Raw genomic sequence first — 24197 nt, forward strand, 5'->3', positions numbered from 1 at the left:
GCTTGCTGCTACTCGAACCCGATGACCTCTGAGCTAGCTGCTCAGTGGGTCTCGGGACGGAGGACCTTGGTCCGGAGGACCGACTCGTTCAGGTTCATCTGGCGGTCGAGCTCCTTGACGACCGCAGGCTCGGCCTGCAGGTCGATGACCGAGTAGATGCCCTCGGGCTTCTTCTTGATCTCGTAAGCGAGACGACGACGGCCCCAGGTGTCGACCTTCTCCACCTTTCCGTTGCCCTCACGGACAACGGAGAGGAAGTTCTCGATCAACGGAGAGACAGCGCGCTCCTCGACATCGGGGTCGAGGATGACCATCACCTCGTAGTGACGCATGTGGAACCCACCTCCTTTGGACTCAGCGGCCACGGTCGATCCGTGGCAGGAGGGTCGTGATGCGTGAGCAACGGTATCGGCAGCCACTGACAATCCCCCTCGTCGAGTGGAGATCGCCTCATGGCCTGGGCAGACACCGGTGCAGACCGTACACAGTACCCGCACTGGGGCTTCCGGTTGAAATCCGGTGACCGATGGCCGCAATCTGTACACATCGGGTGCGCGCGGCGCTACCATGCGCCGCCTTCCGGCACAGCCAGGAGGTGCCTCATGGCACAGGCAATGCGACGTCAGTCCCCCGCTTCCCTCCTCAACACGGACGGCAAGCCCCATCCGCTCCAGGACACCCTGATGGCGGTGACGCTGGTCCTCGGCGCCCTCGCGTTCATCACGGCGATGTTCCACAACCTGCATCTGCTGAGCTCGTGGGCGGGGCTCGTCGGGATCGTCACCGGCGCGTACGGGCAGTTCATATCGGTGACTACCCGTGAGCGCTTCCTGCTGATCATCGGACTCGGCGCATCTGCCGTGGGGTTCTTCCTGGGAATGGCCCACGGTGGCCTCTTCGGCGGCGTCCTCGGCTGAGTCCTCGGCCGGAACGCGAACCGGCCACGGCCACGCCCGGCCGGCAGCGCGAGGAAGCGGAGAACAAGACAGACGGGGGAGCGGGAGCGGGCCGGTCGCGACCCGCTCCCGCGCACGGCCATTCGAGGCCCGGCCACAGACCAGTAGGCTTCGGCGCGAGAGCCGGAGCCCCTGACCCATGGGGACACACCTGCCGAGGAGCGCCCCGCATGAGCCTGACCCTGAGGACCATCAGTCGTGAGCAGCATCTGGCCTACATCCAGACTCTGCCCTCGGCCAGTCACTGCCAGGTCCCGGCATGGGCGGACGTCAAGACGGAATGGCGCTCGGAGAACCTCGGCTGGTTCGACAAGAACGGTGAACTCGTCGGCGCGGGCCTGGTCCTCTACCGCCAGCTGCCCAAGATCAAGCGCTACCTGGCGTACCTCCCCGAGGGACCGGTGATCAACTGGTACGCCCCGAACCTGGACGACTGGCTGCAGCCGATGCTGGCGCACCTCAAGAACCAGGGCGCCTTCTCGGTGAAGATGGGCCCGCCGGTCGTCATCCGCCGCTGGGACGCGCCGGCGATCAAGGCCGGCATCCAGGACCCGGACGTGAAGCGCCTGCGGGACGTGGAGGCGACGCACATCGAACCGCGCGCCTTCGAGGTGGCGGACCGGCTGCGCAAGATGGGCTGGCAGCAGGGCGAGGACGGCGGCGCCGGCTTCGGTGACGTCCAGCCGCGCTACGTCTACCAGGTGCCGCTGGCGAACCGCTCGCTCGACGACGTCCTCAAGGGCTTCAACCAGCTGTGGCGGCGCAACATCAAGAAGGCCGAGAAGGCCGGCGTCGAGGTCGTCCAGGGACGCTACGAGGACCTCGAGGAGTGGCAGCGGCTGTACGAGATCACGGCAGAGCGCGACCGCTTCCGGCCGCGCCCGCTGTCGTACTTCCAGCGCATGTGGACGGTGCTCAACAACGAGGACCCCAACCGCATGCGGCTGTACTTCGCGCGCCACAACGGGGTCAACCTGTCGGCGGCGACGATGCTCGTCGTCGGCGGCCACGTCTGGTACTCGTACGGCGCCTCGGACAACATCGGGCGCGAGGTCAGGCCCTCGAACGCGATGCAGTGGCGGATGCTCCGCGACGCGTACGCCATGGGCGCCACGGTCTACGACCTGCGGGGCATCAGCGACTCGCTCGACGAGACGGACCACCTCTTCGGCCTGATCCAGTTCAAGGTCGGCACCGGTGGCGAGGCCGTCGAGTACGTCGGCGAATGGGACTTCCCGCTCAACAAGCTGCTCCACAAGGCGCTGGACCTCTACATGTCGCGCCGCTGACGACGACGCGGACGACTCCGTAGTCTCGTAGCTCTCGTACAGACTTGATACACCGCAGCCACCAGAAAGGTTCCGGGCCGGCCATGGCGCTCTCCCTCTACGTCGACACCGCTCGCTGGCGGGCGCACCAGAAATCGGTGATCGACCAGTTTCCCGGTCTTGTCCCGGTCTGCAAGGGCAACGGCTACGGCTTCGGACACGAACGCCTGTCGGAGGAGGCCGCGCGCTTCGGCGCCGACATGCTGGCCGTGGGCACGACGTACGAGGCGGCACGGATCAAGGACTGGTTCGGCGGCGATCTGCTGGTCCTCACGCCCTTCCGGCGCGGTGAGGAGCCGGTGCCCCTGCCGGACCGGGTGGTCCGCTCGGTCTCGTCGGTCGACGGCGTGCACGCGCTGGTCGGCGCGCGGGTCGTCATCGAATGCATGAGTTCGATGAAGCGGCACGGCATCTCCGAACAGGACCTCGGCCAGTTGCACGCCGCCATCGAGGACGTGCGGCTGGAGGGCTTCGCCCTGCACCTCCCGCTCGACCGCACGGACGGCTCCGACGCGGTCGAGGAGGTCATCGGCTGCATGGACCGGCTGCGCGCCGCCAGGCTCCCGCTGCACACGATGTTCGTGAGCCATCTGCGCGCCCAGGAGCAGGCCCGGCTGCAGCAGCAGTTCCCGCAGACCCGCTTCCGCGCCCGCATCGGCACCCGGATGTGGCTCGGCGACCACGAGGCGACGGAGTACCGCGGTGCGGTGCTCGACGTCACGCGCGTGGCCAGGGGAGACCGTTTCGGCTACCGCCAGCAGAAGGCGGCGTCCGACGGCTGGCTCGTCGTCGTGGCGGGCGGTACGTCGCACGGCGTGGGCCTGGAGGCCCCCAAGGCGCTGCACGGTGTGATGCCGCGCGCCAAGGGCGTGGCACGGGCCGGTCTGGCGACGGTCAACCGCAATCTGTCGCCGTTCGTCTGGGCCGGCAAGCAGCGCTGGTTCGCCGAGCCGCCCCACATGCAGGTCTCGATCCTCTTCGTGCCCGCGGACGCCCAGGAGCCGAAGGTCGGTGACGAGCTGGTCGCGCATCTGCGGCACACGACCACCCAGTTCGACCGGCTGGTCGACCGCTAGGGCCGCCGCGCGCCCCTCCGGAGGGCGGCAGAGGGCTCAGACGGACGGCTGCGGCCCCGTACCGGCTCCGGCGCCGGAGGAGCCGGCAGAGGCGGGACGGGCGGCTGAAACGCCCCACTCCACCCGCGGCCCTTCCTCGGCCTCTGCCGCGGCATGGCGCGGCGGCTGGTGCGCCGCGCCCAGGACGAACGCGTCCGGCGCGCCGTCGAGCACACCGCCACCGGGATCGTCCGAGCCGTCCTGGCGCACCCCGTCGCGTTCCGGCATGAGGATGTCGCGCACGATCACGGCACACAGATACAGCGTCCCGAGCAGGTGCAGCGCGATGGCCAGCTGGTAGCCCTCGACGGGCAGCCCCTGGTGCTTGGCGCTGGTCGTGTACGCGAGGTACATCCAGATGCCCAGGTAGTACATGACCTCGCACGCCTGCCAGACGAGGAAGTCGCGCCAGCGGGGCCGGGCGAGCGCGGCCAGCGGAATCAGCCACAGCACGTACTGCGGCGAGTAGACCTTGTTGGTCAGGATGAAAGCGGCCACGACCAGGAAGGCGAGCTGGGCGAAACGGGGCCGGCGGGGTGCCCGCAGGGTGAGCAGGCCGATACCGGCGCAGGCCAGGAGCATCAGCAGGGTGGCGTAGGTGTTGACCTTCTCGACGTCGATCGATTCGCCGGTGCGCTGCGTGATGATCAGCCAGAAGGAGCCGAAGTCGATCCCTCGTTCCTGGCTGAAGGTGTAGAACTTCTTCCAGCCCTCGGGCGCGAGCAGCATCACGGGCAGATTGACGGCGAGCCAGGCGGCGGCCGCGCCCAGCGTCGCCGTGGTGAACTCGCGCCATTTGCCGGCCCGCCAGCACAGGAGCAGCAGCGGCCCCAGCAGCAGCACGGGGTAGAGCTTGGCGGCGGTCGCGAGTCCGATGAGGACGCCGAACGCGAGAACCCTGCCGCGGGCCCACATCAGCATGGCCGCCGCGGTGAGCGCGACGGCGAGCAGGTCCCAGTTGATGGTGGCGGTGAGCGCGAACGCCGGAGCGAGGGCGACCAGCAGCCCGTCCCAGGGGCGCCGGCGGTGGGTCCGGGCGACACAGACGGCGATGATCGCGGCGCAGATCATCAGCATGCCCGCGTTGACCATCCAGTACAGCTGCTGCTGGTCCTGGCCCGAGCTGCCGCCCAGGCTGCTGAACCAGGAGGCGACCTGCATGAACACACCGGTCAGCACGGGGTACTCCAGGTACTCCATGTCGCCGGGGAGCCGGTCGAAGTAGGGGATCAGGCCTTCGGAGAAGCCGCGGCCCACGAAGAGGTGGGGGATGTCCGAGTAGCAGGCGTGGGTGTACTGCGAGCTCGTTCCCCGGAACCAGGCCCAGTTGTAGCAGGGCAGTTTCTGCACCATGCCGAGCGCGAACATACCGATGGCGACGAGCGCCACCACATGCACGGGTGTGATTCGGCCGTTGCCCCCGCGCAGCGCCCACCGCCCTGCCGGGCCGCCGATCAGCTCGCTGCCTGCCGCGGCGATCCGGTCACGCCGCGTGGGCCGCACGTCGGGAGGAGCGGGGCGTGCGCCGGGCGGGTCCTCGTACACGCTCGTCTGTTCTGCGCTGGGCATGGTGCACATCCTGCCGTACGGAACCAGGGACACGGCGAGGGCCGCCGCCCCGGTGTCCGGCGCATTCGATGCGCCTTCCGGGTGCGGCGGCCCTCGGTGGTGCGGGCGGAGCGCCGTCAGCCGTCCCCGGCCGATGACGCCCTCACGTCACTCTTCTCCGTCACTGCCTCCGAGGAAGCCGCCACCACCGTTGCCGTTCCCGCCGCCGTTGCCGTTTCCGCCGGTCTCCGTGCCGCCGTCACTGGCGGTTGGCTCCGGGCTCGTCGTGACGCCCCCGTTGCCGCCGCCCTCGTCGGTGCCGCCATTGGTGCCGCCGTCGACGCTGCAGGTCCAGTCCTCCCACGGGTTGCAGGACTCCGTGGGCCGCCCCGGGGTCTTCGACGGCTCCTCGGACGGGCTCTCCGAAGGGCTCGGGGACGGGGACTGGGAGGGGGATTCGCTCGGGGTCGGCTTCGGGCTGGGGGCGCCGCCGCCGTAGACGGCCTCGCCGTCGATGGGCTCCGCCTCGGGGAACTTCATGACCTTCTCGCCCTTGAGGGCGTTCGACATGTAGTCCTGCCAGATCTCGGACGGGAACGACGAACCGTGGATCTTGTCCTGGCCACCGGTGTCGTACATCTCGAGGAACTCGCGCTTCTTGCTCTTCTCGTCGTCGTCGAGGCGGTACATGTCGATGGCCGTCGCCAGCTGCGGCGTGTACCCGACGAACCATGCCGACTTGTTGCCGTCGGTCGTACCGGTCTTGCCCGCGACCTCGCGGCCCGGAATCCGGGCGTTCTTGCCGGTGCCCTTCTCGACCACATCCACGAGAACGTCGGTCACGTTGTTGGCGACGTTCTTCTCGAAGGTCTGCTCGGCCTCCTGATCGTTCTCGTAGATCTTCAGGCCCTCGTACTCCACGAACTTCACCGAGTACGGCTCGCGCTGCTCGCCCTCGGCGGCGAAGGTCCCGTAGGCGCTGGCCATGCGGATGGCGCTCGGCTCGGAGATGCCGAGCGAGAAGGAGGGCACGTTCCCCTTGGTCAGGCTGGACTCGAGCAGACCCGCGTCGATGGCCGCCTCACGGACCTTCGGGATGCCGATGTCCATGCCGAGCTGCACATAGGGGGAGTTCGCGGAGTGGATCATGGCTTCGCGGAGGCTGATGTTGCCGTAGTCCTCCTGACCGTCGTTGGTCTGGAGCCACTCCTTCCCTTCCTCGTTGTGCCAGACGCTGCCGTCCCAGTTCTTGATCTTCAGTTTGTTCTTGCCGCTGTACCGGCTCTTGTCGGGATCGACGATCCGGCGCGTCTCCGCTCCCTGGTCAGCACCGAGCTCCGGATCGCGGACTCCGTCGCGCATGGCGGCGGCCAGGACGAACGGCTTGAACGTCGATCCGACCTGCGCGCCCGTCGCGTCCGAGTTGTTGGTGAAGTGCTTCGTCGCGTCCTCACCGCCGTAGATCGCGACGATCTGGCCCGTCCGGGGGTCGACCGAGGCGCCGCCGAACTGGACGTGGGTGTCCGTCTCGGGGCGCTTCTTCGGGTCGATGTTCTCCTTGATGACCTTCTTGACGGCCTTCTCGAGCTTCTCGACCTTCTTCTTGTCGAAGGTCGTGTGGATCTCGTAGCCGCCCTTGGAGAGGTCCACTTCCTTGTCGTAGCTGTTGACGAAGTTGGCATTGGCCAGGTCGACCAGGTAACCGATCTGGCCGCCGAGCTGTGCGTTCTTCCGCGGCTCCTGGATGAGGGGCAGCTCGGTGTACTTCTGGCGCTCCGCGGCGTCCAGGCGGTTGTCCTTGACCATCTCGTCAAGGACCCACCGCCAGCGCTTCGTCAGCCGCTCGCGGTTGTCCTTCGGCGTCGCCGCCGCGTCGACGGAGGTGGCGCCGGCCGGGTCGAAGTAGGTCGCGCCCTTGAGAAGCGAGGCCAGGACGGCGCACTCGCTCGCGTTCAGATCCTCGGCGTCCTTGGCGAAGTACGTGCGGGCGGCGGCCTGGATGCCGTAGGCGCCCCGGCCGTAGTAGGAGGTGTTGAGGTAGCCCGACATGATCTCGGACTTGTCCATCTCCGAGTCGATCTTCATGGAGATGAACAGCTCTTTGAACTTACGGCTGAGCGTCTGCTCCTGGTTGTCCAGTCGCGCGTTCTTCACGTACTGCTGGGTGATGGTGGAGCCACCCTGGGTCTGCTCACCCCGGGCCATGTTGAACACGGCGCGGCCGATACCCATCGGGTCGATGCCCGAGTCCTTCTCGAAGGACTTGTTCTCCGCCGAGATGACCGCGTTCTGCATCTCCTTGGGGATCTTCCCGATGTCGATGATCTGCCGGTTGACCTCACCACCGGTCGCGACCATCTGCGAGCCGTCTTCCCAGTAGTAGACGTTGTTCTGCGCCCCGGCGATCTTGGCCGGCTCCGGGATCCCGACCATGGCGTAGGCGATTGTCCCCGCCGCCATCAGGCTGGCCAGGAACCCCAGGAACAGTCCGGTGACGAGCTTCCACGACGGCACCCAGCGGCGCCATCCGTATTTGTCATGGCGGGGGTAATCGATCAGCCGCTTCTTGCCGGGCGGGCCACCGCGGCGCCCCTGGACGTCATGGGCGCCGGCACCGCGGCGGCCGCCGCCCCGCTGCGCGGCACGCCGGGCCTCGGCGCGGCCCCCGTAGGGGCGCTCCTCGCCGTGGGAGACGGAGGAAGAGGCCGCCGGGACGCCCCGACGGCCTGAAGGCTGCTGGGCGGCGCGTCTGGCCGCGGCACGCCCGCCACCCTGTGGCTGCGGCTGTTTGCGACGGTGCTCGCTCATCGAACGACTACTCCTCGGGCAGGCGAGACGCCTGGAAGCGGCAGTTGAGTTCCGGTCCCCCCGAAATGGATACGGACACGCCCTGCGCGGGGCTCATCCGTCGTGCATCCACGGCGATGACGCGTGGGGGCGTCACATGGTTCCCGGTGGTCTGCATCCGCACAGACTACGCACGGCCAAAACCGCCCAGGCCTGGAGTTCACCCCAAATCAGGCACTCGGCATGGCCGAATTGACGATGTGACGCCGCTCACTGCGGCTTCCCTTGTCGCCACAGTCGCGCCGTTCTATCGTGCTGATGTATCGAGTCGATACATCAGCACGGCATAAACGATCGGGACCGGCGAAGGAGGCGACTGTGAGCAGGCGCTCCGGCATCCTCGAGTTCGCCGTTCTCGGTCTCCTCCGTGAAGCCCCGATGCACGGATACGAGCTGCGCAAGCGGCTCAACACGTCACTGGGAATCTTCCGGGCCTTCAGCTACGGGACCCTCTACCCCTGCCTCAAGACGCTGGTCGCAAACGGCTGGTTGATCGAGGAACCGGGAAATGCTCCCGAGGACGCCCTCGCCGCATCGCTCGCGGGCCGGCGCGCCAAGATCGTCTACCGACTGACGGCAGAAGGTAAGGAGCACTTCGAGGAGCTGCTCTCCCACACCGGACCGGACGCGTGGGAGGACGAACACTTCGCGGCACGCTTCGCCTTCTTCGGACAGACGGAGCGCGAGGTGCGGATGCGGGTGCTCGAGGGCCGCCGCAGCCGGCTGGAGGAGCGCCTGGAGAAGATGCGCGCCTCGCTGGCCCGCACCCGCGAGCGCCTCGACGACTACACCCTCGAGCTGCAGCGCCACGGCATGGAGTCCGTGGAGCGCGAAGTGCGCTGGCTGAACGAGCTCATCGAGAGCGAGCGGGCAGGGCGGGATCAGCGACGACCCTCGCCCGAGAGCACCGCTCAGCAGGACGACACATCAGGAGCGAAGGACGGCCTGCCCCGGCACAGGGACGACGAGTCCTCCGGAGGGACACCTCCCCAGGGCTCCACCCCGCCGGATCCGTCCGACGACACCACCAAGTGAGACCCCGCACCGCAGGGTTTCATCAGAAATACCGAGATCACACAGGGAGCAACCGCCAATGGGTTCGGTTCGCGTAGCCATCGTCGGCGTGGGCAACTGCGCCGCCTCGCTGGTGCAGGGCGTCGAGTACTACAAGGACGCCGACCCGGCCGGCAAGGTGCCGGGTCTGATGCACGTCCAGTTCGGCGACTACCACGTGCGTGACGTGGAGTTCGTGGCCGCCTTCGACGTGGATGCCAAGAAGGTCGGCCTCGACCTCTCGGACGCCATCGGCGCCAGCGAGAACAACACCATCAAGATCTGCGACGTGCCGAACACCGGCGTCACCGTTCAGCGTGGTCACACCCTCGACGGTCTGGGCAAGTACTACCGCGAGACCATCGAGGAGTCCCCCGAGGCCCCGGTCGACATCGTCCAGATCCTCAAGGACAAGCAGGCCGACGTACTGGTCTGCTACCTGCCCGTCGGTTCCGAGGACGCTGCGAAGTACTACGCGCAGTGCGCCATCGACGCCAAGGTCGCCTTCGTCAACGCTCTTCCGGTCTTCATCGCCGGGACAAAGGAGTGGGCGGACAAGTTCACCGAGGCAGGCGTCCCGATCGTCGGTGACGACATCAAGTCCCAGGTCGGCGCCACCATCACGCACCGCGTCATGGCGAAGCTCTTCGAGGACCGGGGCGTCATCCTGGACCGCACGATGCAGCTGAACGTCGGCGGCAACATGGACTTCAAGAACATGCTCGAGCGCGAGCGCCTGGAGTCCAAGAAGATCTCCAAGACGCAGGCCGTCACCTCGCAGATCCCCGACCGTGAGATGGGCGAGAAGAACGTCCACATCGGCCCGTCGGACTACGTGGCCTGGCTGGACGACCGCAAGTGGGCCTACGTGCGCCTCGAGGGCCGTGCCTTCGGTGACGTCCCGCTGAACCTGGAGTACAAGCTCGAGGTCTGGGACTCCCCGAACTCGGCGGGTGTCATCATCGACGCCGTGCGCGCCGCGAAGATCGCCAAGGACCGCGGCATCGGCGGCCCGATCCTCTCCGCGTCCTCGTACTTCATGAAGTCCCCGCCGGTGCAGTACTTCGACGACGAGGCTCGCGAGAACGTCGAGAAGTTCATCCACGGCGAGACCGAGCGCTAAGCGTTCACGCCTGCCGACGCGGAGGGTCCCCGGGTGGTACGCCCGGGGACCCTCCGCGTATGTGACGCTTGCTCGCATGCCCGTCGTACGTGATCTGCGCGTACTCCTGCGCCTGCCGAACTTCCGCCGACTGCTGACCGTACGGTTGCTCTCCCAGTCGGCCGACGGCGTCTACCAGGTCGCCCTCGCCACGTACGTGGTCTTCTCTCCGGAGCGGCAGACCTCCCCGGCGGCGATCGCCTCCGCCATGGCGGTGCTGCTTCTCCCGTACTCCTTCATCGGCCCCTTCGCCGGAGTCCTGCTGGACCGCTGGCGGCGCCGACAGGTGTTTCTCTACGGAAATCTGCTGCGGGCCCTGCTCGCCGGCTGCACCGCCCTGCTGATCCTCGCCTCCGTCCCGGACTGGCTCTTCTACGCCTCCGCCCTGTCCGTCACGGCTGTGAACCGCTTCGTCCTCGCCGGGCTCTCGGCAGCGCTGCCGCGTGTCGTCGACGCCTCCGACCGTCTGGTGATGGCCAACTCCGTCTCACCCACCGCCGGAACACTGGCCGCGACCGCCGGCGGCGGTCTGGCCTTCCTCGCCCGAGTGGTCGGCTCCGGCTCGGACGCCGCGGTGGTCCTGCTCGGAGCGGTGCTCTATCTCTCCGCAGCGCTCGCGTCACTGCGCATGGGCCGCGACCTGCTCGGTCCCGACCAGGACGTCGTCCAGCCCCGTCTGGGCGCCGCGCTCGCCTCCACCGCACGCGGGCTGCTGGACGGGATGCGACACCTGAGCCACCGCCCGGCCGCGGCCCATGCGCTCGCCGCGATGACACTGCTGCGGTTCTGCTACGGAGCTCTGACCGTCATGGTGCTCATGCTGAGCCGCTACTCGTGGTCCACCGACGAGTCGGGCGGACTCGCCCTGCTCGGCGTGGCTCTCGCGTTCTCGGGCGCCGGCTTCTTCGCGGCGGCCGTGGTGTCGCCATGGGCGATCGGCAGGCTCGGCAGGTTCGGGTGGATGGTGGCCTGCGCGGCTGCCGCCGCCGTCCTGGAGCCGACCCTGGCCCTGCCGTTCGCCGCCGGCCCGATGCTGGTCGCCGCGTTCGTGCTCGGCCTTGTCACCCAGGGCTCGAAGATCGCCACGGACACCGTGGTGCAGACGTCTGTGGACGACGCCTTCCGGGGCAGAATCTTCTCCCTCTACGACGTGCTGTTCAACGTCGCCTTCGTCGGCGCGGCTGCCGTCGCCGCTCTCATGCTCCCCCCTGACGGCCGGTCGGTTCCGCTGGTCGTCATGGTGGCGGTGCTCTACGCGGCCGTGGCCGCGGCCTTGGGCCATTGGAGCCGGGTCGGCCGAGTGCTATAGCGTGCCCGCGTCAAATACATCGAGCGCACGTTCACGGGGGCTTCCACATGACCTATCCGCCACAGCAGGGACAAGAGCCGTACGGACAACCCGGCCCGTACGGTCAGCAGCCGCAGCAACCCGGGTACGGCTACCCCCAGCAGCCGCAGCCCGGACAGGCACAGCAACCCGGGTACGGCCACCCCCAGCAGCCGCAGCCCGCACAGCCGCAGCAACCCGGGTACGGCCACCCCCAGCAGAGCCAGCCGCAGCCCGGGTACGGCTATCCACAGCAGCCTCAGGCGCCGCAGCAGCAGTGGGGCACGCCGCCTCCCCCGCCGCCGGCACCCACGCGCGGTGGCCTCAGCCTCAAAATGAAGTTCCAGATAGCCGTGGGCGTCCTGGCCGCCATCGCATTCGCCGTCTTCTGGTTCTTGGGCCGGGACGACGCGGACACCGCGAAGGTCGGCGACTGCCTCAAGAACAACGGCAGCACCATCAACCCGGATCTTCAGGTGGTCGACTGCGGCGGCACCGAGGCGGCCTACACGGTGGTCTCCGTCCACGACGACACGACGGACCGGGCGATCTGCCAGGGCAAGGCCGACATCGGCTACTACGAGCAGACCAGCGGCCGGCGCGGTTCGGACAAGTCACTCGTGCTCTGCCTCAACCAGATCAAGAAGTAACTGCGCCGGCCGGCGTCGATGTTTCACGTGAAACGTTGACCCCGACCGTCGACTGAACGCCGAACGGCGCGATGTTTCACGTGAAACATCGCGCCGTTCGGCGTTCAGGACTGGGCCGCCCACCACTCCTTGAGAGCCGACACCGCAGCATCGCGCTCCATCGGCCCGTTCTCCAGCCGCAGATCGAGGAGGAAGGCGTATGCCTTTCCGATCGCCGGGCCGGGGCCGATCTCCAGGATCTCCTGGATCTCGTTGCCGTTCAGGTCGGGCCTGATCGCGTCCAGCTCCTCCTGCTCCTTGAGCTGGGCGATGCGCTCCTCAAGACCGTCGTAAGCGCGGGAGAGGGCACCGGCCTTGCGCTTGTTCCGCGTGGTGCAGTCCGACCGCGTCAGCTTGTGCAGCCGGTCCAGCAACGGCCCCGCATCGCGCACATACCGCCGAACCGCGGAATCGGTCCACTCACCGGTTCCGTAGCCGTGGAAGCGCAGATGCAGCTCCACGAGTCGCGAGACGTCCTTGACCATCTCGTTCGAGTACTTGAGAGCCGTCATCCGCTTCTTGGTCATCTTCGCCCCCACCACCTCGTGATGGTGGAAGGAGACCCGGCCGTCCGACTCGAACCGCCGTGTCCGGGGCTTGCCGATGTCGTGGAGCAGGGCGGCCAGCCGCAGCACCAGGTCGGGCCCGTCCTCCTCCAGGGCGATGGCCTGATCCAGCACCGTCAGAGAGTGCTCGTAGACGTCCTTGTGGCGGTGGTGCTCGTCGCTCTCGAGCCGCAGCGCCGGAAGCTCCGGCAGCACATGGGCGGCAAGGCCCGTATCGACCAGGAGCGCGAGCCCCTTACGGGGGTGAGCCGACAGCAGCAGCTTGTTGAGCTCGTCGCGCACCCGCTCGGCGGAGACGATCTCGATGCGATCCGCCATGGCCTTCATGGCGGACACCACCTCGGGTGCCACCTCGAAATCGAGCTGCGCGGCGAAACGCGCGGCCCGCATCATGCGCAGCGGGTCGTCGGAGAACGACTCCTCGGGAGTGCCGGGGGTACGCAGGACCCTCAGGGCGAGGTCTTCCAGACCACCGTGGGGATCGATGAACTCCTTCTCCGGCAGCGCCACGGCCATCGCGTTCACCGTGAAATCGCGACGGACCAGGTCCTCCTCGATCGAGTCGCCGTAGGAGACCTCCGGCTTGCGGGACGTCCGGTCGTACGCCTCCGACCGGTAGGTCGTCACCTCGATCTCGAAGCGCTGCTCGGCGTCCCCGACCTGTCCGTTCTTCTGAGCGCCGACCGTGCCGAAGGCGATGCCGACGTCCCACACGGAATCCGCCCACGGCCGGACGATCTTCAGCACATCCTCCGGCCGGGCGTCCGTCGTGAAGTCGAGGTCGTTCCCGAGCCGGCCGAGCAGCGCATCGCGGACCGAGCCCCCGACCAGTGCGAGACCGAATCCGGCATCCTGGAAGCGGCGGGCCAGATCGTCGGCGACAGGCGACACCCGCAGCAATTCACTCACCGCGCGGCGCTGCACCTGGCTCAGGGCAGTGGGGTTGTCTTCATTGGCGTTCGGCACAACAGAAAAGGGTACGTGCCCGGGCCGACCGGGTCGTCCCCGTTTCGGAGCGCGGTACGCACCTCCTGATCTTGCGGACCACTCCGCGGCACTTCGACACAGCGGGCCTCGTTACCATGCGTGGACGCAACAGGCGGAGAACCACCCAAGGCAGCAGACGACGAGGGACGGACAGCGCGTGGCCGAGGCGGCAGACTTCCAGGGGATGCGCATCTCTCCTGCGCGCCGGTGGCTGCGTCGGACAGCCTCCCTGATCACCGGCGTGCCACTCGTGGCCGGACTGCTGTGCGGTCCCGCCGCGACGCCGGCCCAGGCGGCGGAGGAGCCCACCGGGTCACGGACCGTGGATGTGTCCCTGGACACGCTCACACCGGAGGCGCCCGGCGAGAAGGACCGGATCACCGTCTCCGGAACAGTGGTCAACAAGGGCCGGCAGACGATCACCGATGCCCATGTCGATCTCCGGGTGGGTCCGGAGATCGTCGGCCGGACCGCCGTCGACCGGGCCGCGAAGAGAACCGGCTACACCTACGGTGTCGACGCTCCGACGATCGACGACAAGTACAGCGTCGAGATCCCGAAGCTGGTCTCCGGCGTCAGCTACGACTTCACCCTCTCGGTGCCGGCCGAGGAACTCGCCCTCGACGACGACGGCGGCGTCTACCAGCTGGGGGTCTCCCTCGCCGGACAGACGTCGAACCAGTCCTACGAGCGGGTGCTGGGCATCGAGCGGACCTTCCTCCCCTGGCAGCCGAAGGGCATGGAGAAGAAGACACACCTGACCTACCTCTGGCCGCTGATCTCCTCGACGCATCTCACCTCGGAGACCGGTTCGGACGAACAGCAGACGCCTGTCTTCGAGGACGAGGCCCTGGCCGCCGAGCTCGCCCCCGGTGGACGGCTCGACCAGCTCGTCTCGCTCGGCAGGGACCTGCCGGTCACCTGGGTCGTCGACCCCGACCTCCTGGCCACGGTGGACGCCATGAGAGGGAACTACCGGGTGAAGGCCGGCGACTCCACCGTCCCCGGCGAGAACCAGGACGTGGCCAAGCGATGGCTGAACTCCCTCGAGGCCGCCGTGAAGGACAAGAAGGTGGTCGCTCTCCCCTTCGCGGACCCGGATCTCGCCTCGCTGGCGCACCGGGGGAAGTCGGTCTCCGGTTCGCTCAGCCACCTTCAGCCCGCCACGGCGGTGGCTGAGGTCACGGTGGAGACGATCCTCCATGTGAAGCCGTCACTCGACTTCGCCTGGCCGGTGGAGGGTGCGATCGACTCCTCGATCGTCGATGTGGCCACCTCGGCCGGGGCGCACAAGGTGATCGCCCGCAGCGACAGCCTTCAGGACAACCTCTCCTACACGCCCACCGCGGCCCGCCCCATCGGCGGCGGCACGACGGCCGTGGTCGCCGACGCCCGGCTGTCGACCGCCTTCCAGGGCGACATGACCCGCGCCGGCGAGTCCACGCTCGCCGTACAGAACTTCCTCGCGCAGTCGCTGGCCATCACGCTCCAGGAGCCGGAGAACCAGCGGAGCATCGTCGTGGCCCCGCAGCGCGTGCCCACGATCGCCCAGGCCCAGTCCATGGCCCGCGCCCTGCGGGCGCTCGAGCCGCAGCGCTGGACGCAGCCGGTGGACCTGGTCGCCGCGGCGTCCGCCAAGCCGGACTCCGCCGCAAACACCAGAGTGCCCGGCGCCTCCCGGTACCCGGCCCGGCTGCGCAAGCAGGAACTGCCGGTCCAGGCATTCGAGGACATCAGGCAGACCCAGAGCACCCTGGACAAGTTCAAGGTCATCCTCACCTCCGCCGACCGTGTGGAGGCGCCCTTCGGACGCGCCGTCGACCGTGAGCTGTCGACGGCCTGGCGGGGCAAGCCGGCGGCCGCACAGCAGTACCGGTCGGGAGTCCATTCGTATCTGCAGAGCCTCACCGAAGAGGTCCGGCTGATCGAGAAGTCGGATGTGACCCTCTCGGGGCGCAGTGCGACCATCCCGGTCACCGTGCAGAACCAGCTGGTCCAGGGGATCGACGATCTTGTGCTGCGGCTGAAGTCCACCAATCCCAACCGTCTCCACCTCAACGGGGACAGGAACAAGGGAGTGGCGGAGCAGCCGATCACGGTCGAGGGCGGTCACAGCCAGTCCGTGAAATTCCCGGCCTCCGCCAACGCGAACGGCCAGGTCCAGATGACCGCACAGCTCTACACCGCCGACGGCACCCCTTATGGCCGGCCCATGTCGTTCACGGTGAAGGTCTCGGAGATCACCCCGACCGTCATGCTCGTCCTCGCCGGCGGCGTCCTCCTGCTCGTCCTCGCGGGCGTCAGGATGTACACCCAGCGCAAGCGCGCCGCCGCGGCGGCCACCGATACCGATACCGCGGACGATCAGGACACGCCTGACACGGAGAGTGACACCGACGGCTCCGATCCCGAGCAGCCGAGTGACCTCGCGCCTGACACCGGACCGGAAAGCGGCAACCCGTCGGGCGCTGGTGAGAAAGTGGACCGTTGAGCGATGCCGTGGCCGGTCGGCCGGGGACGATGAGGTGGGGTAGTCATGAACGCGCCGTACGACGGTGACCGCGGTCAGGGCGCGGGTGGTGACCAGGCAGGCTCGTTGCCGCCGCAGCAGCCCTCGTCAGACCCATACGCGCCGGACCCCTATGTCGACGACGCCTACGCCGGCGACCCCTTCCAGGCCCAGGATCTGTCCGCCCAGGACCCCGTGGACGAGGCGCTCTACGACCGCTCGGCACACCCCCCGCCGCCTCCGGGGACGTACCAGGAGCCGCAGCCGCTCTACCAGCAGCCCGCGGCCCCCCAGTACGCCCCCGACCCCCGCATCTGGGCGCAGACGCCTCCGCCGGAACCCGAGGGCCCGTCCCGTCATCTGCCGTACGGGGACGACGCGCGGACCACCCAGTTCACCGGGGTGGACGACCTGGTGTCCCGGGCCGGTGAGGACAAGCCCGACCCGGACGCGTTCGCGCACCTTTTCCGGGACCAGCAGTCCTCCGTGCCCCCTCCCGCCCCCGAACCGCTGCCCGCGGCGCCACCGCCCAAGAAGCCCGCCGGCCGGGCCGGCGGCCTGCTGAAGTCCAGCGCCGTGATGGCGGCGGGAACCCTGGTCTCCCGGCTCACCGGTTTCGTACGCAGCCTGGTGATCACGGCCGCCCTCGGCGCCGCGCTCCTCGGTGACACCTTCACCGTCGCCTACACGCTGCCGACGATGATCTACATCCTCACGGTCGGCGGTGGTCTGAACTCGGTCTTCGTCCCGCAGCTGGTCCGCGCGATGAAGAACGACGCCGACGGTGGCCAGGCGTTCGCCAACCGACTGCTCACGCTCGTCATGGTGGCCCTCGGCGCGATCGTCGCCGCCGCGGTCTTCGCCGCGCCGCTGCTGATCCGGCTGATGTCGGACACGATCGCCTCCGATCAGGCGGCCAACAGCGTCGCGGTCACATTCGCCCGCTACTGCCTGCCCACGATCTTCTTCATGGGCATCCACGTGGTCATGGGACAGATCCTCAACGCCCGCGGCAAGTTCGGCGCGATGATGTGGACCCCGGTCCTGAACAACATCGTCATGATCACGACGTTCGGGCTCTTCATCTGGGTCTACGGCACCTCGGCCGAGTCCCAGATGGGTGTGCAGACGATTCCGCCGGAGGGTGTCCGGCTGCTCGGCGTCGGAACGCTGCTCGGGCTGGTCGTCCAGGCGCTGGCCATGATCCCGTACCTGCGCGAGACCGGTTTCCGCTTCCGCCCGCGGTTCGACTGGAAGGGGCACGGGCTCGGCAAGACCGTGAAGCTGGCGAAGTGGACCGTGCTCTTCGTCCTTGCGAACCAGGCGGGTGTACTGGTCGTCACCCAGCTCGCCACGGCGGCCGGAAAGGCCTCCGGCGCCGAGGGCGCCGGTTTCATCGCCTACACCAACGCCCAGCTGATCTGGGGCATGCCGCAGGCCATCATCACCGTCTCGGTGATGGCGGCGCTGCTGCCCCGGATCTCCCGTGCCGCCCACGACAACGACCCCGGCGCCGTACGCGACGACATCTCGCAGGGTCTGCGCAACTCCGCCGTCGCCATCGTCCCGGTCTCGTTCGCCTTCCTGGCGCTCGGTCTCCCGATGTCCACGCTGCTGTTCGCCTCCACCGGTCTCGAGGCCGCCCGGGGCATGGGCTTCATCCTGATGGCCTTCGGTCTCGGCCTGATCCCGTACTCCGTGCAGTACGTGGTGCTGCGCGGCTTCTACGCCTACGAGGACACCCGGACGCCCTTCTACAACACGGTCATCGTCGCCGTCGTCAACGCAAGCGCCTCGGCGCTGTGTTACGTGCTGCTGCCCGCCCGGTGGGCCGTCGTCGGCATGGCCGCCTCCTACGGTCTCGCCTACGCGGTCGGCGTGGGCGTCGCCTGGCGGAGGCTCAAGAACCGCCTCGGCGGCGATCTGGACGGTTCCCACGTCATGCGTACCTACGCCCGGCTCTCCATGGCCTCCGTGCCCGCGGCAGTGGTCGCCGGGGCCGCTGCCTATGGTGTGCTCATGGCCCTCGGCAGCGGTGCCGGCGGCTCGCTGGTGGCGCTGGTGGTCGGCGGTGTGGTGCTCATGGGCGTCTTCTTCGTGGCCGCCCGGCGGATGCGCATCGAGGAACTCAACGCCATGGTCGGAATGGTGCGTGGCCGTCTCGGCCGCTAGGCCTGCGGAAACGACACAGGGCAGACTGCGTCGAACGAGTCCCGCACAACCATCGTCGGACCCCGTGTGTCGTGCATAGCGTCGGACTGTGGGCACAATTGGCATGGCTGTTGGACCATGGCGCAACGGATGGGGAGGCAGGAACGACGGTGGCGGAACGTAGCACGGCTGCCGTCGACGTGGCCGACAACGGCGGGGACGAACCGCTGACCGCCAAGGCGGGCAAGGCCACGACCGACGGGGCGGCGGAATCCCAGACGGCGAAGTCCCCTACGGCGGACTCCGGAAGCGCGACGCGGAAGGAGACGCCGGAACAGGACGGTGAACAGCAGGGCGGCCGACCGCCCCACTCCACGCCCGAACTCCACAGCGGTCACAAGCTCGCCAGACGCTACCGGCTCGAGGAGTGCGTCACCCGACTGGACGGTTTCAGCAGTTGGCGTGCGGTCGACGAGAAACTGCGGCGCGCCGTCGGCGTGCACATCCTTCCGTCCGACCACCCCCGGGCGCGCTCCGTCCTGGCAGCGGCCCGTTCCTCGGCACTGCTGGGCGACCCCCGGTTCGTCCAAGTGCTGGACGCCGTCGAAGAGAACGACCTCGTGTACGTCGTGCACGAGTGGCTCCCCGACGCCGTCGAGCTCACCGCTCTGCTGGCCGCCGGACCGTTCGAGCCGCACGACGCCTACCAGCTCGTCGACCAGATCTCCCAGGCCATGGCCGCCGCCCACCGCGAGGGCCTCGCCCACCTGAGGCTCACGCCGGGGGCCGTGCTGCGCACCTCCACGGGCCAGTACCGGATCCGCGGCCTGGCGGTGAACGCCGCCCTGCGCGGCATCTCCTCCGACGGCCCTCAACGCGCGGACACCGAAGCGATCGGCGCCCTGCTGTACGCCGCCCTGACCCAGCGCTGGCCCTACGAGACCGACGCGTACGGCCTCTCCGGGCTGCCCAAGGGAGTCGGCCTGGTCGCGCCCGACCAGGTGCGGGCCGGCGTGCACCGAGGCCTCTCCGAGCTCGCCATGCGCGCCCTGATCAACGACGGTGCCACGGCGTCCCGCGAGGAACCCCCGTGCACCACACCCGACGAACTGGCCAAGGCCGTGGCCGCGATGCCGCGCATCCGGCCGCCGGAGCCGTCCTTCACCGCACCGCCCGAGTATCAGCGCACCACATACCAGCAGGTGAACCACGGGCGGCCGGTGAACAGGCCGGGGGCGCCAGCCACCACCCAGCAGACGCCCACGCCGCCCCCGCCCCTGCAGACCCGCACCGGCAAGGCTCTCAAGTGGGCCGTCTCCGCGCTGCTCATCGCGGCCCTGGGTCTCGGCAGCTGGCAGATCGCCGACAAGCTGCTGGACGACCGGAACTCCAGGGAAGAGCCCAAGACCTCGGAGACCGCGGGCTCCGAAGGAAACGACGACAAGCCCAAGGCGCCCGAGCCTCTGGCGATCCAGGGCGCCCAGGAGTACGCGCCGGACGGCAGGCCGCAGAACGCGGCCAAGGTGGATGCCACCTATGACGACGACACGGCGAGCGACTGGCGCACCGGGTACTTCGTGGACGGGCCGGAGCTGGTGCCCGCGGTCAAGAAGGGCGTGGGCATCGTCTACGACCTGGGGTCCGACAAGGAGGTCTCCGGTGCTTCCATAGCGTTGCGCTACGGCGGCAACCACACCACGATGACTCTCTACGCGGTCGACTCCCTGTCGCCGTCCGGTTCCGTCGACTCGATGGAGAAGATCGCCACCGGTCAGACCAACGGAACCGATCTCACACTGACGGCCCAGAAGGCCACCAAGAGCCGGTACGTACTGTTGTGGATGACCGCTATGCCCTACTCCGCGCAGGACGGGTACAACGGCGCCGGACACAAGCAGGGCATCGAGAACGTGACGTTCACAGGCTGACGGACAGCCGCACCGACGAAACGGGGAGGGGGCTCACCGTTGGACAACGCGACGCTCGGCGACGCAAGCGACCAGGATCTTCTGGCACGCCACGTCGCCGGTGACCCCGACGCCTTCGGTGAACTCGTCCGACGCCACCGCGACAGACTGTGGGCCGTCGCCCTGCGCACCCTGGGGGACCGCGAGGAGGCGGCCGACGCCGTCCAGGACGCCCTGGTCTCGGCCTTCCGCGCGGCCCACACCTTCCGGGGCCAGGCCGCCGTCACCACATGGCTGCACCGCATCACCGTCAACGCATGTCTGGACCGGGCCCGGAAGGCCGCCTCCCGCAGAACCTCACCTGTCGACGACGCGGAGCGTCTGGAGCAGCTCCTGGAGCCGCACGAGTCGGCAGAGGCGCCCGCCGAGCGTCACGACCTTCATCGCGAGCTGCTGGCCGCCCTCGCCAAACTCCCGGTGGACCAGCGCGCCGCCCTCGTGCTCGTGGACATGCAGGGCTACCCGGTCGCCGAGGCCGCGCGCGTCCTGGGGGTACCGACCGGAACGGTGAAAAGCCGCTGTGCCCGGGGCCGGGCCCGCCTCCTGCCGATGCTCAGGCATCTGCGTGGTCAGGACGGGGATAACAGCGAGGTCGGCGTGGGAAGGAACCGGACGCCGGGGACATCCGTCCCACCGGCGTCGGGACCAAGAGAGACAGGGCCGAGTGACCCTGCGGCAGTGAAGGGCGGAGGTGGGCGCGCGTGACATCCTCGACCGGCAGGGCCGACACAACTGGGCACCCGGACGTCTCGGAACTCTCCGACCTCACCGAAGGCATCCTCCCTGCGTCCCGTACCGCGGAGGTGCGGCGGCACCTCGACGACTGCGGGCTCTGCTCGGACGTGCAGACGTCCCTGGGAGAGATCCGTGGCCTGCTGGGCACGCTGCCGGGTCCTCCACGTATGCCGGCCGAGATCGCGGGCCGCATCGACGCCGCTCTGGCCGCTGAAGCTCTGCTCGACTCCACCGCCCGCGGTGAAGCCGATCCCGTTTCACGTGAAACAGTGCTGCCTCCTCTCGCAGCGGAGCAGCCGGCCGTGTCCGGCCGGCCGGCAGGGCACCCGCGAGCCGCGACCGGTCCGGGGCGGAAGGGCAAGGCGCGCCGTCGCCGCACCACCGTCCTCAGCGCCGTTCTCGGTGCCGCTGCCGTGGGTGTCAGCGTGATGTTCCTGCAGTCGGTGCAGACAAGCTCCAGCGACGATGCCGCGACCGCCCAGAAGGAATCGAGCGTGAGCGCGGCGACCAGTGGCGGCGCGGAGTTCTCCGGCAGCGCTCTCGACAGCCGTGTCCACGCTCTGCTGGCGGCCGCACCCACGCAGGAGGCCGCGCCGAGGATCGAGAAGGCGCCTTCCCAGGACAGCGCTCCGACGGACGTCTCTCCGAAGAGCAGTCCGGACGCCGCTGTACCTGACTGCGTCCAGCAGGGGACAGGACGGGCCGATTCCCCGATCGCTGTCGAACAGGGGACCTACGAAGGCGCAACCGCCTATCTCGTCCTCATGGCACACCCCAAGGACAGCACCCGGGTCCAGGCGTATGTCATCGACGCCGACTGTGTCGACCGCCCGGCCGACCCCACGGGCGAGCTGCTTCTCACGCAGTCCTTCCCTCGTTCCTGACACAGTCCGCGATGTCGCCGGTGCCGCTCCGGTTTTACGGGAATGCACGCCCCGTAGGATCCGTTGGGTGGGGTGAGAGTCCTGAAACCGCCCCGTAGGCAGTTGGCAGTCTGCAGAGACGAGGAAGAAACCCGTGAGCGACGTCCGTAATGTGATCATCATCGGTTCCGGTCCCGCGGGGTATACAGCCGCGCTGTACACCGCGCGGGCATCGCTCCAGCCGCTGGTGTTCGAGGGCGCTGTCACCGCCGGCGGTGCGCTGATGAACACGACCGATGTGGAGAACTTCCCCGGCTTCCGCGACGGCATCATGGGGCCGGACCTCATGGACAACATGCGGGCCCAGGCGGAGCGTTTCGGCGCCGAACTCGTCCCCGACGACATCGTGTCGGTCGACCTGACCGGTGACATCAAGACCGTGACCGACACCGCCGGCACCGTGCACCGCGCCAAGGCCGTGATCGTCACCACCGGTTCGCAGCACCGCAAGCTGGGTCTGCCCAACGAGGACATGCTGTCCGGCCGCGGCGTCTCCTGGTGCGCGACCTGCGACGGCTTCTTCTTCAAGGACCAGGACATCGCCGTCGTCGGCGGCGGCGACACGGCTATGGAGGAAGCCACCTTCCTCTCCCGCTTCGCCAAGTCGGTCACGATCATCCACCGCCGCGACACCCTGCGGGCCTCCAAGGCCATGCAGGAGCGCGCGTTCGCCGACCCGAAGATCTCCTTCGCCTGGAACAGCGAGGTCGCGGAGATCCACGGCGACCCGAAGCTCACGGGTCTGACGCTCAACAACACACAGACGTCCGAGAAGTCGCCGCTCGCGGTGACCGGCCTCTTCATCGCGGTGGGCCACGACCCCCGGACCGAGCTGTTCAAGGGACAGCTCGAGCTGGACGGCGAGGGGTACCTCAAGGTCGAGGCTCCTTCGACGCGCACCAACCTCCCCGGAGTGTTCGCCGCCGGCGACGTCGTCGACCACACCTACCGTCAGGCCATCACCGCCGCGGGCACCGGCTGCGCCGCGGCCCTGGACGCCGAGCGCTTCCTGGCCGCCCTCTCGGACAGCGAGAAGGCTGCCGAGCCCGAGAAGACCCCCGTGGTCTGACTCCCGGATCCACTCACCCCACACCCCGCAGAGAGTTAAGGAGGCCGCCGTGGCCGGCGCCCTGAAGAACGTGACTGACGACTCCTTCGAGGAGGACGTCCTCAAGAGCGACAAGCCCGTGCTGGTGGACTTCTGGGCAGCCTGGTGCGGCCCCTGCCGCCAGATCGCGCCGTCCCTCGAAGCCATCGCGGCCGAGCACGGCGACAAGATCCAGATCGTGAAGCTCAACATCGATGAGAACCCGGCGACCGCAGCCAAGTACGGCGTCATGTCGATCCCGACGCTGAACGTTTACCAGAACGGTGAGGTCGCCAAGACCATCGTCGGTGCCAAGCCGAAGGCCGCGATCGTGCGTGACCTCGAGGGCTTCATCGGAGAGTAGGCGCGGCTCCACTGTTTCACGTGAAACATGAATGGGCCCGTCCCCCTCGGGGGGCGGGCCCATTCATTGTCCACAGTCAGAGTGGCCGGAGCGCCGGCTCCTTCTGCACAGCTCCCAACAGGCGGTCCAGCGCCAGCTCCACGTCTTCTTTCCACGAGAGCGTCGTCCGCAGCTCCAACCGCAGACGCGGGTACGTCGGATGCGGGCGCACGGTCTTGAAGCCGACGGCGAGGAGATGGTCGGCCGGCAGCACGCAGGCCGGCTCCTTCCACCGAGCGTCGCCGAACGCCTCGATGGCCCGGAACCCTCGCCGCAGCAGATCCTTGGCGACCGTCTGGACAATGACCCGGCCCAGCCCCTGCCCCTGGTAGCCGGGCATGATCCATGCCGTCATCAACTGCACCGCGTCCGCTGCCACGGGACTCGTCGGGAAGGCCATGGACCGGGGCACATAGGCCGGCGGAGCGTAAAGAACGAAGCCGACGGGAACGTCATCGACGTAGACGACCCGGCCGCAGGAACCCCACTCGAGGAGCACGGCCGAGATCCATGCCTCTTTCTCGAGCTCGGGAGTTCCGGCCTTTACCGCAGCCTCACCGCTGACCGGATCGAGTTCCCAGAAGACACACGCCCGACAACGCTTGGGAAGGTCCGGAAGGTTGTCCAGCGTGAGCGGTACGAGCCGACGCCCCATGGAGGCTGTTCCTCTCTTCCCTCGTCTGCCGCACTGCGAGCGACCGCCAGCGCGCTCCTCTCGAGGAGCAGGCTGCTGACAAAGCCACCCACCGCCCCAAGCCCAAGGCCTGCTGTCACCAGTTGGCCGTAGCTCACCGATCGCATGGCCGTCGCCTTCTCTCCGAAGTGGCTCAAGGTGGATGTGTCA

19 protein-coding genes are annotated in these 24197 nt (G+C 68.4%); 14 read left to right on the forward strand and 5 right to left on the reverse strand.

Annotation, left to right across the window (positions count from 1 at the left end):
- Positions 1-41 precede the first annotated feature (41 nt).
- On the reverse strand, positions 42-332 hold the full coding sequence (rpsF, locus tag ACFYOP_RS15875; RefSeq protein ID WP_356893924.1) for a 30S ribosomal protein S6: 291 nt from the start codon (positions 330-332) through the stop codon (positions 42-44).
- 270 nt (positions 333-602) lie between these two features.
- On the opposite strand from rpsF, the gene ACFYOP_RS15880 reads away from it, so the two are divergent.
- The 3 genes from ACFYOP_RS15880 to ACFYOP_RS15890 all read left to right on the forward strand — a co-directional run bounded on the left by ACFYOP_RS15880 (position 603) and on the right by ACFYOP_RS15890 (position 3360).
- Positions 603-917 carry a hypothetical protein gene (locus ACFYOP_RS15880; protein ID WP_356893926.1) on the forward strand — a complete coding sequence of 105 codons (315 nt, stop codon included), beginning with the start codon at positions 603-605 and terminating at the stop codon, positions 915-917.
- A gap of 209 nt (positions 918-1126) precedes the next feature.
- Positions 1127-2245, forward strand: coding sequence for a peptidoglycan bridge formation glycyltransferase FemA/FemB family protein (locus ACFYOP_RS15885; protein WP_356893928.1), 1119 nt, complete (start codon positions 1127-1129; stop codon positions 2243-2245).
- 83 nt (positions 2246-2328) lie between these two features.
- Positions 2329-3360 (forward strand): alanine racemase, encoded by a 1032-nt coding sequence (locus ACFYOP_RS15890; RefSeq protein ID WP_356893930.1) that lies wholly within the window; start codon positions 2329-2331, stop codon positions 3358-3360.
- A gap of 36 nt (positions 3361-3396) precedes the next feature.
- Here the strand turns inward: ACFYOP_RS15890 and ACFYOP_RS15895 are convergent, their stop codons facing one another.
- Entirely contained in the window at positions 3397-4968 is a 1572-nt protein-coding gene (locus tag ACFYOP_RS15895; RefSeq protein ID WP_356893932.1) for a glycosyltransferase 87 family protein, read from the reverse strand.
- 147 nt (positions 4969-5115) lie between these two features.
- Positions 5116-7755, reverse strand: coding sequence for a transglycosylase domain-containing protein (locus ACFYOP_RS15900; protein ID WP_356893934.1), 2640 nt, complete (start codon positions 7753-7755; stop codon positions 5116-5118).
- A 357-nt stretch (positions 7756-8112) separates the two neighbouring features.
- Here ACFYOP_RS15900 and ACFYOP_RS15905 point away from each other — a divergent pair, with 357 nt between their 5' ends.
- From ACFYOP_RS15905 to ACFYOP_RS15920, 4 genes are all read left to right on the forward strand, one after another.
- The gene (locus ACFYOP_RS15905; protein WP_356893936.1) at positions 8113-8829 is read left to right on the forward strand and encodes a helix-turn-helix transcriptional regulator; all 717 of its coding nucleotides are present in this window, start codon (positions 8113-8115) and stop codon (positions 8827-8829) included.
- Positions 8830-8887: 58 nt separating this feature from the next.
- Positions 8888-9970 carry an inositol-3-phosphate synthase gene (locus tag ACFYOP_RS15910; protein ID WP_356893938.1) on the forward strand — a complete coding sequence of 361 codons (1083 nt, stop codon included), beginning with the start codon at positions 8888-8890 and terminating at the stop codon, positions 9968-9970.
- A gap of 76 nt (positions 9971-10046) precedes the next feature.
- Complete coding sequence (locus tag ACFYOP_RS15915) at positions 10047-11318, forward strand: MFS transporter (protein WP_356893940.1); 1272 nt, start codon at positions 10047-10049, stop codon at positions 11316-11318.
- 47 nt (positions 11319-11365) lie between these two features.
- Complete coding sequence (locus tag ACFYOP_RS15920; protein ID WP_356893942.1) at positions 11366-11986, forward strand: hypothetical protein; 621 nt, start codon at positions 11366-11368, stop codon at positions 11984-11986.
- 104 nt (positions 11987-12090) lie between these two features.
- Here ACFYOP_RS15920 and ACFYOP_RS15925 read toward each other — a convergent pair whose 3' ends face one another.
- Positions 12091-13557, reverse strand: coding sequence for a CCA tRNA nucleotidyltransferase (locus tag ACFYOP_RS15925; RefSeq protein WP_356893944.1), 1467 nt, complete (start codon positions 13555-13557; stop codon positions 12091-12093).
- A gap of 178 nt (positions 13558-13735) precedes the next feature.
- Here ACFYOP_RS15925 and ACFYOP_RS15930 point away from each other — a divergent pair, with 178 nt between their 5' ends.
- The 7 genes from ACFYOP_RS15930 (at position 13736) to trxA (ending at position 23314) form a co-directional block, all read left to right on the forward strand.
- Positions 13736-16069, forward strand: coding sequence for a DUF6049 family protein (locus tag ACFYOP_RS15930; RefSeq protein ID WP_356893946.1), 2334 nt, complete (start codon positions 13736-13738; stop codon positions 16067-16069).
- Between the two features lie 45 nt (positions 16070-16114).
- Entirely contained in the window at positions 16115-18259 is a 2145-nt protein-coding gene (gene murJ, locus ACFYOP_RS15935; protein ID WP_356893948.1) for a murein biosynthesis integral membrane protein MurJ, read from the forward strand.
- A gap of 149 nt (positions 18260-18408) precedes the next feature.
- Positions 18409-20166, forward strand: a complete 1758-nt coding sequence (locus ACFYOP_RS15940; RefSeq protein WP_356893950.1) for a protein kinase family protein — start codon at positions 18409-18411, stop codon at positions 20164-20166.
- A gap of 39 nt (positions 20167-20205) precedes the next feature.
- The gene (gene sigM / locus ACFYOP_RS15945; RefSeq protein ID WP_356893952.1) at positions 20206-20910 is read left to right on the forward strand and encodes an RNA polymerase sigma factor SigM; all 705 of its coding nucleotides are present in this window, start codon (positions 20206-20208) and stop codon (positions 20908-20910) included.
- Positions 20907-21824, forward strand: coding sequence for a hypothetical protein (locus ACFYOP_RS15950; RefSeq protein WP_356893954.1), 918 nt, complete (start codon positions 20907-20909; stop codon positions 21822-21824). Before sigM ends, ACFYOP_RS15950 begins: the two co-directional genes overlap by 4 nt.
- 133 nt (positions 21825-21957) lie before the next feature.
- Complete coding sequence (gene trxB, locus ACFYOP_RS15955) at positions 21958-22932, forward strand: thioredoxin-disulfide reductase (RefSeq protein ID WP_356893956.1); 975 nt, start codon at positions 21958-21960, stop codon at positions 22930-22932.
- Between the two features lie 49 nt (positions 22933-22981).
- Positions 22982-23314: a thioredoxin gene (gene trxA, locus ACFYOP_RS15960; protein ID WP_356893958.1), complete on the forward strand. Its 333-nt coding sequence runs from the start codon at positions 22982-22984 to the stop codon at positions 23312-23314.
- Between the two features lie 76 nt (positions 23315-23390).
- Here trxA and ACFYOP_RS15965 read toward each other — a convergent pair whose 3' ends face one another.
- A complete protein-coding gene (locus ACFYOP_RS15965; protein ID WP_356893960.1) occupies positions 23391-24008 on the reverse strand; it encodes a GNAT family N-acetyltransferase in 618 nt (205 codons plus the stop codon).
- Positions 24009-24197 lie beyond the last annotated feature (189 nt).

It is taken from the genome of Streptomyces sp. NPDC006294, from assembly GCF_042870895.1.
Lineage (GTDB): Bacteria > Actinomycetota > Actinomycetes > Streptomycetales > Streptomycetaceae > Streptomyces.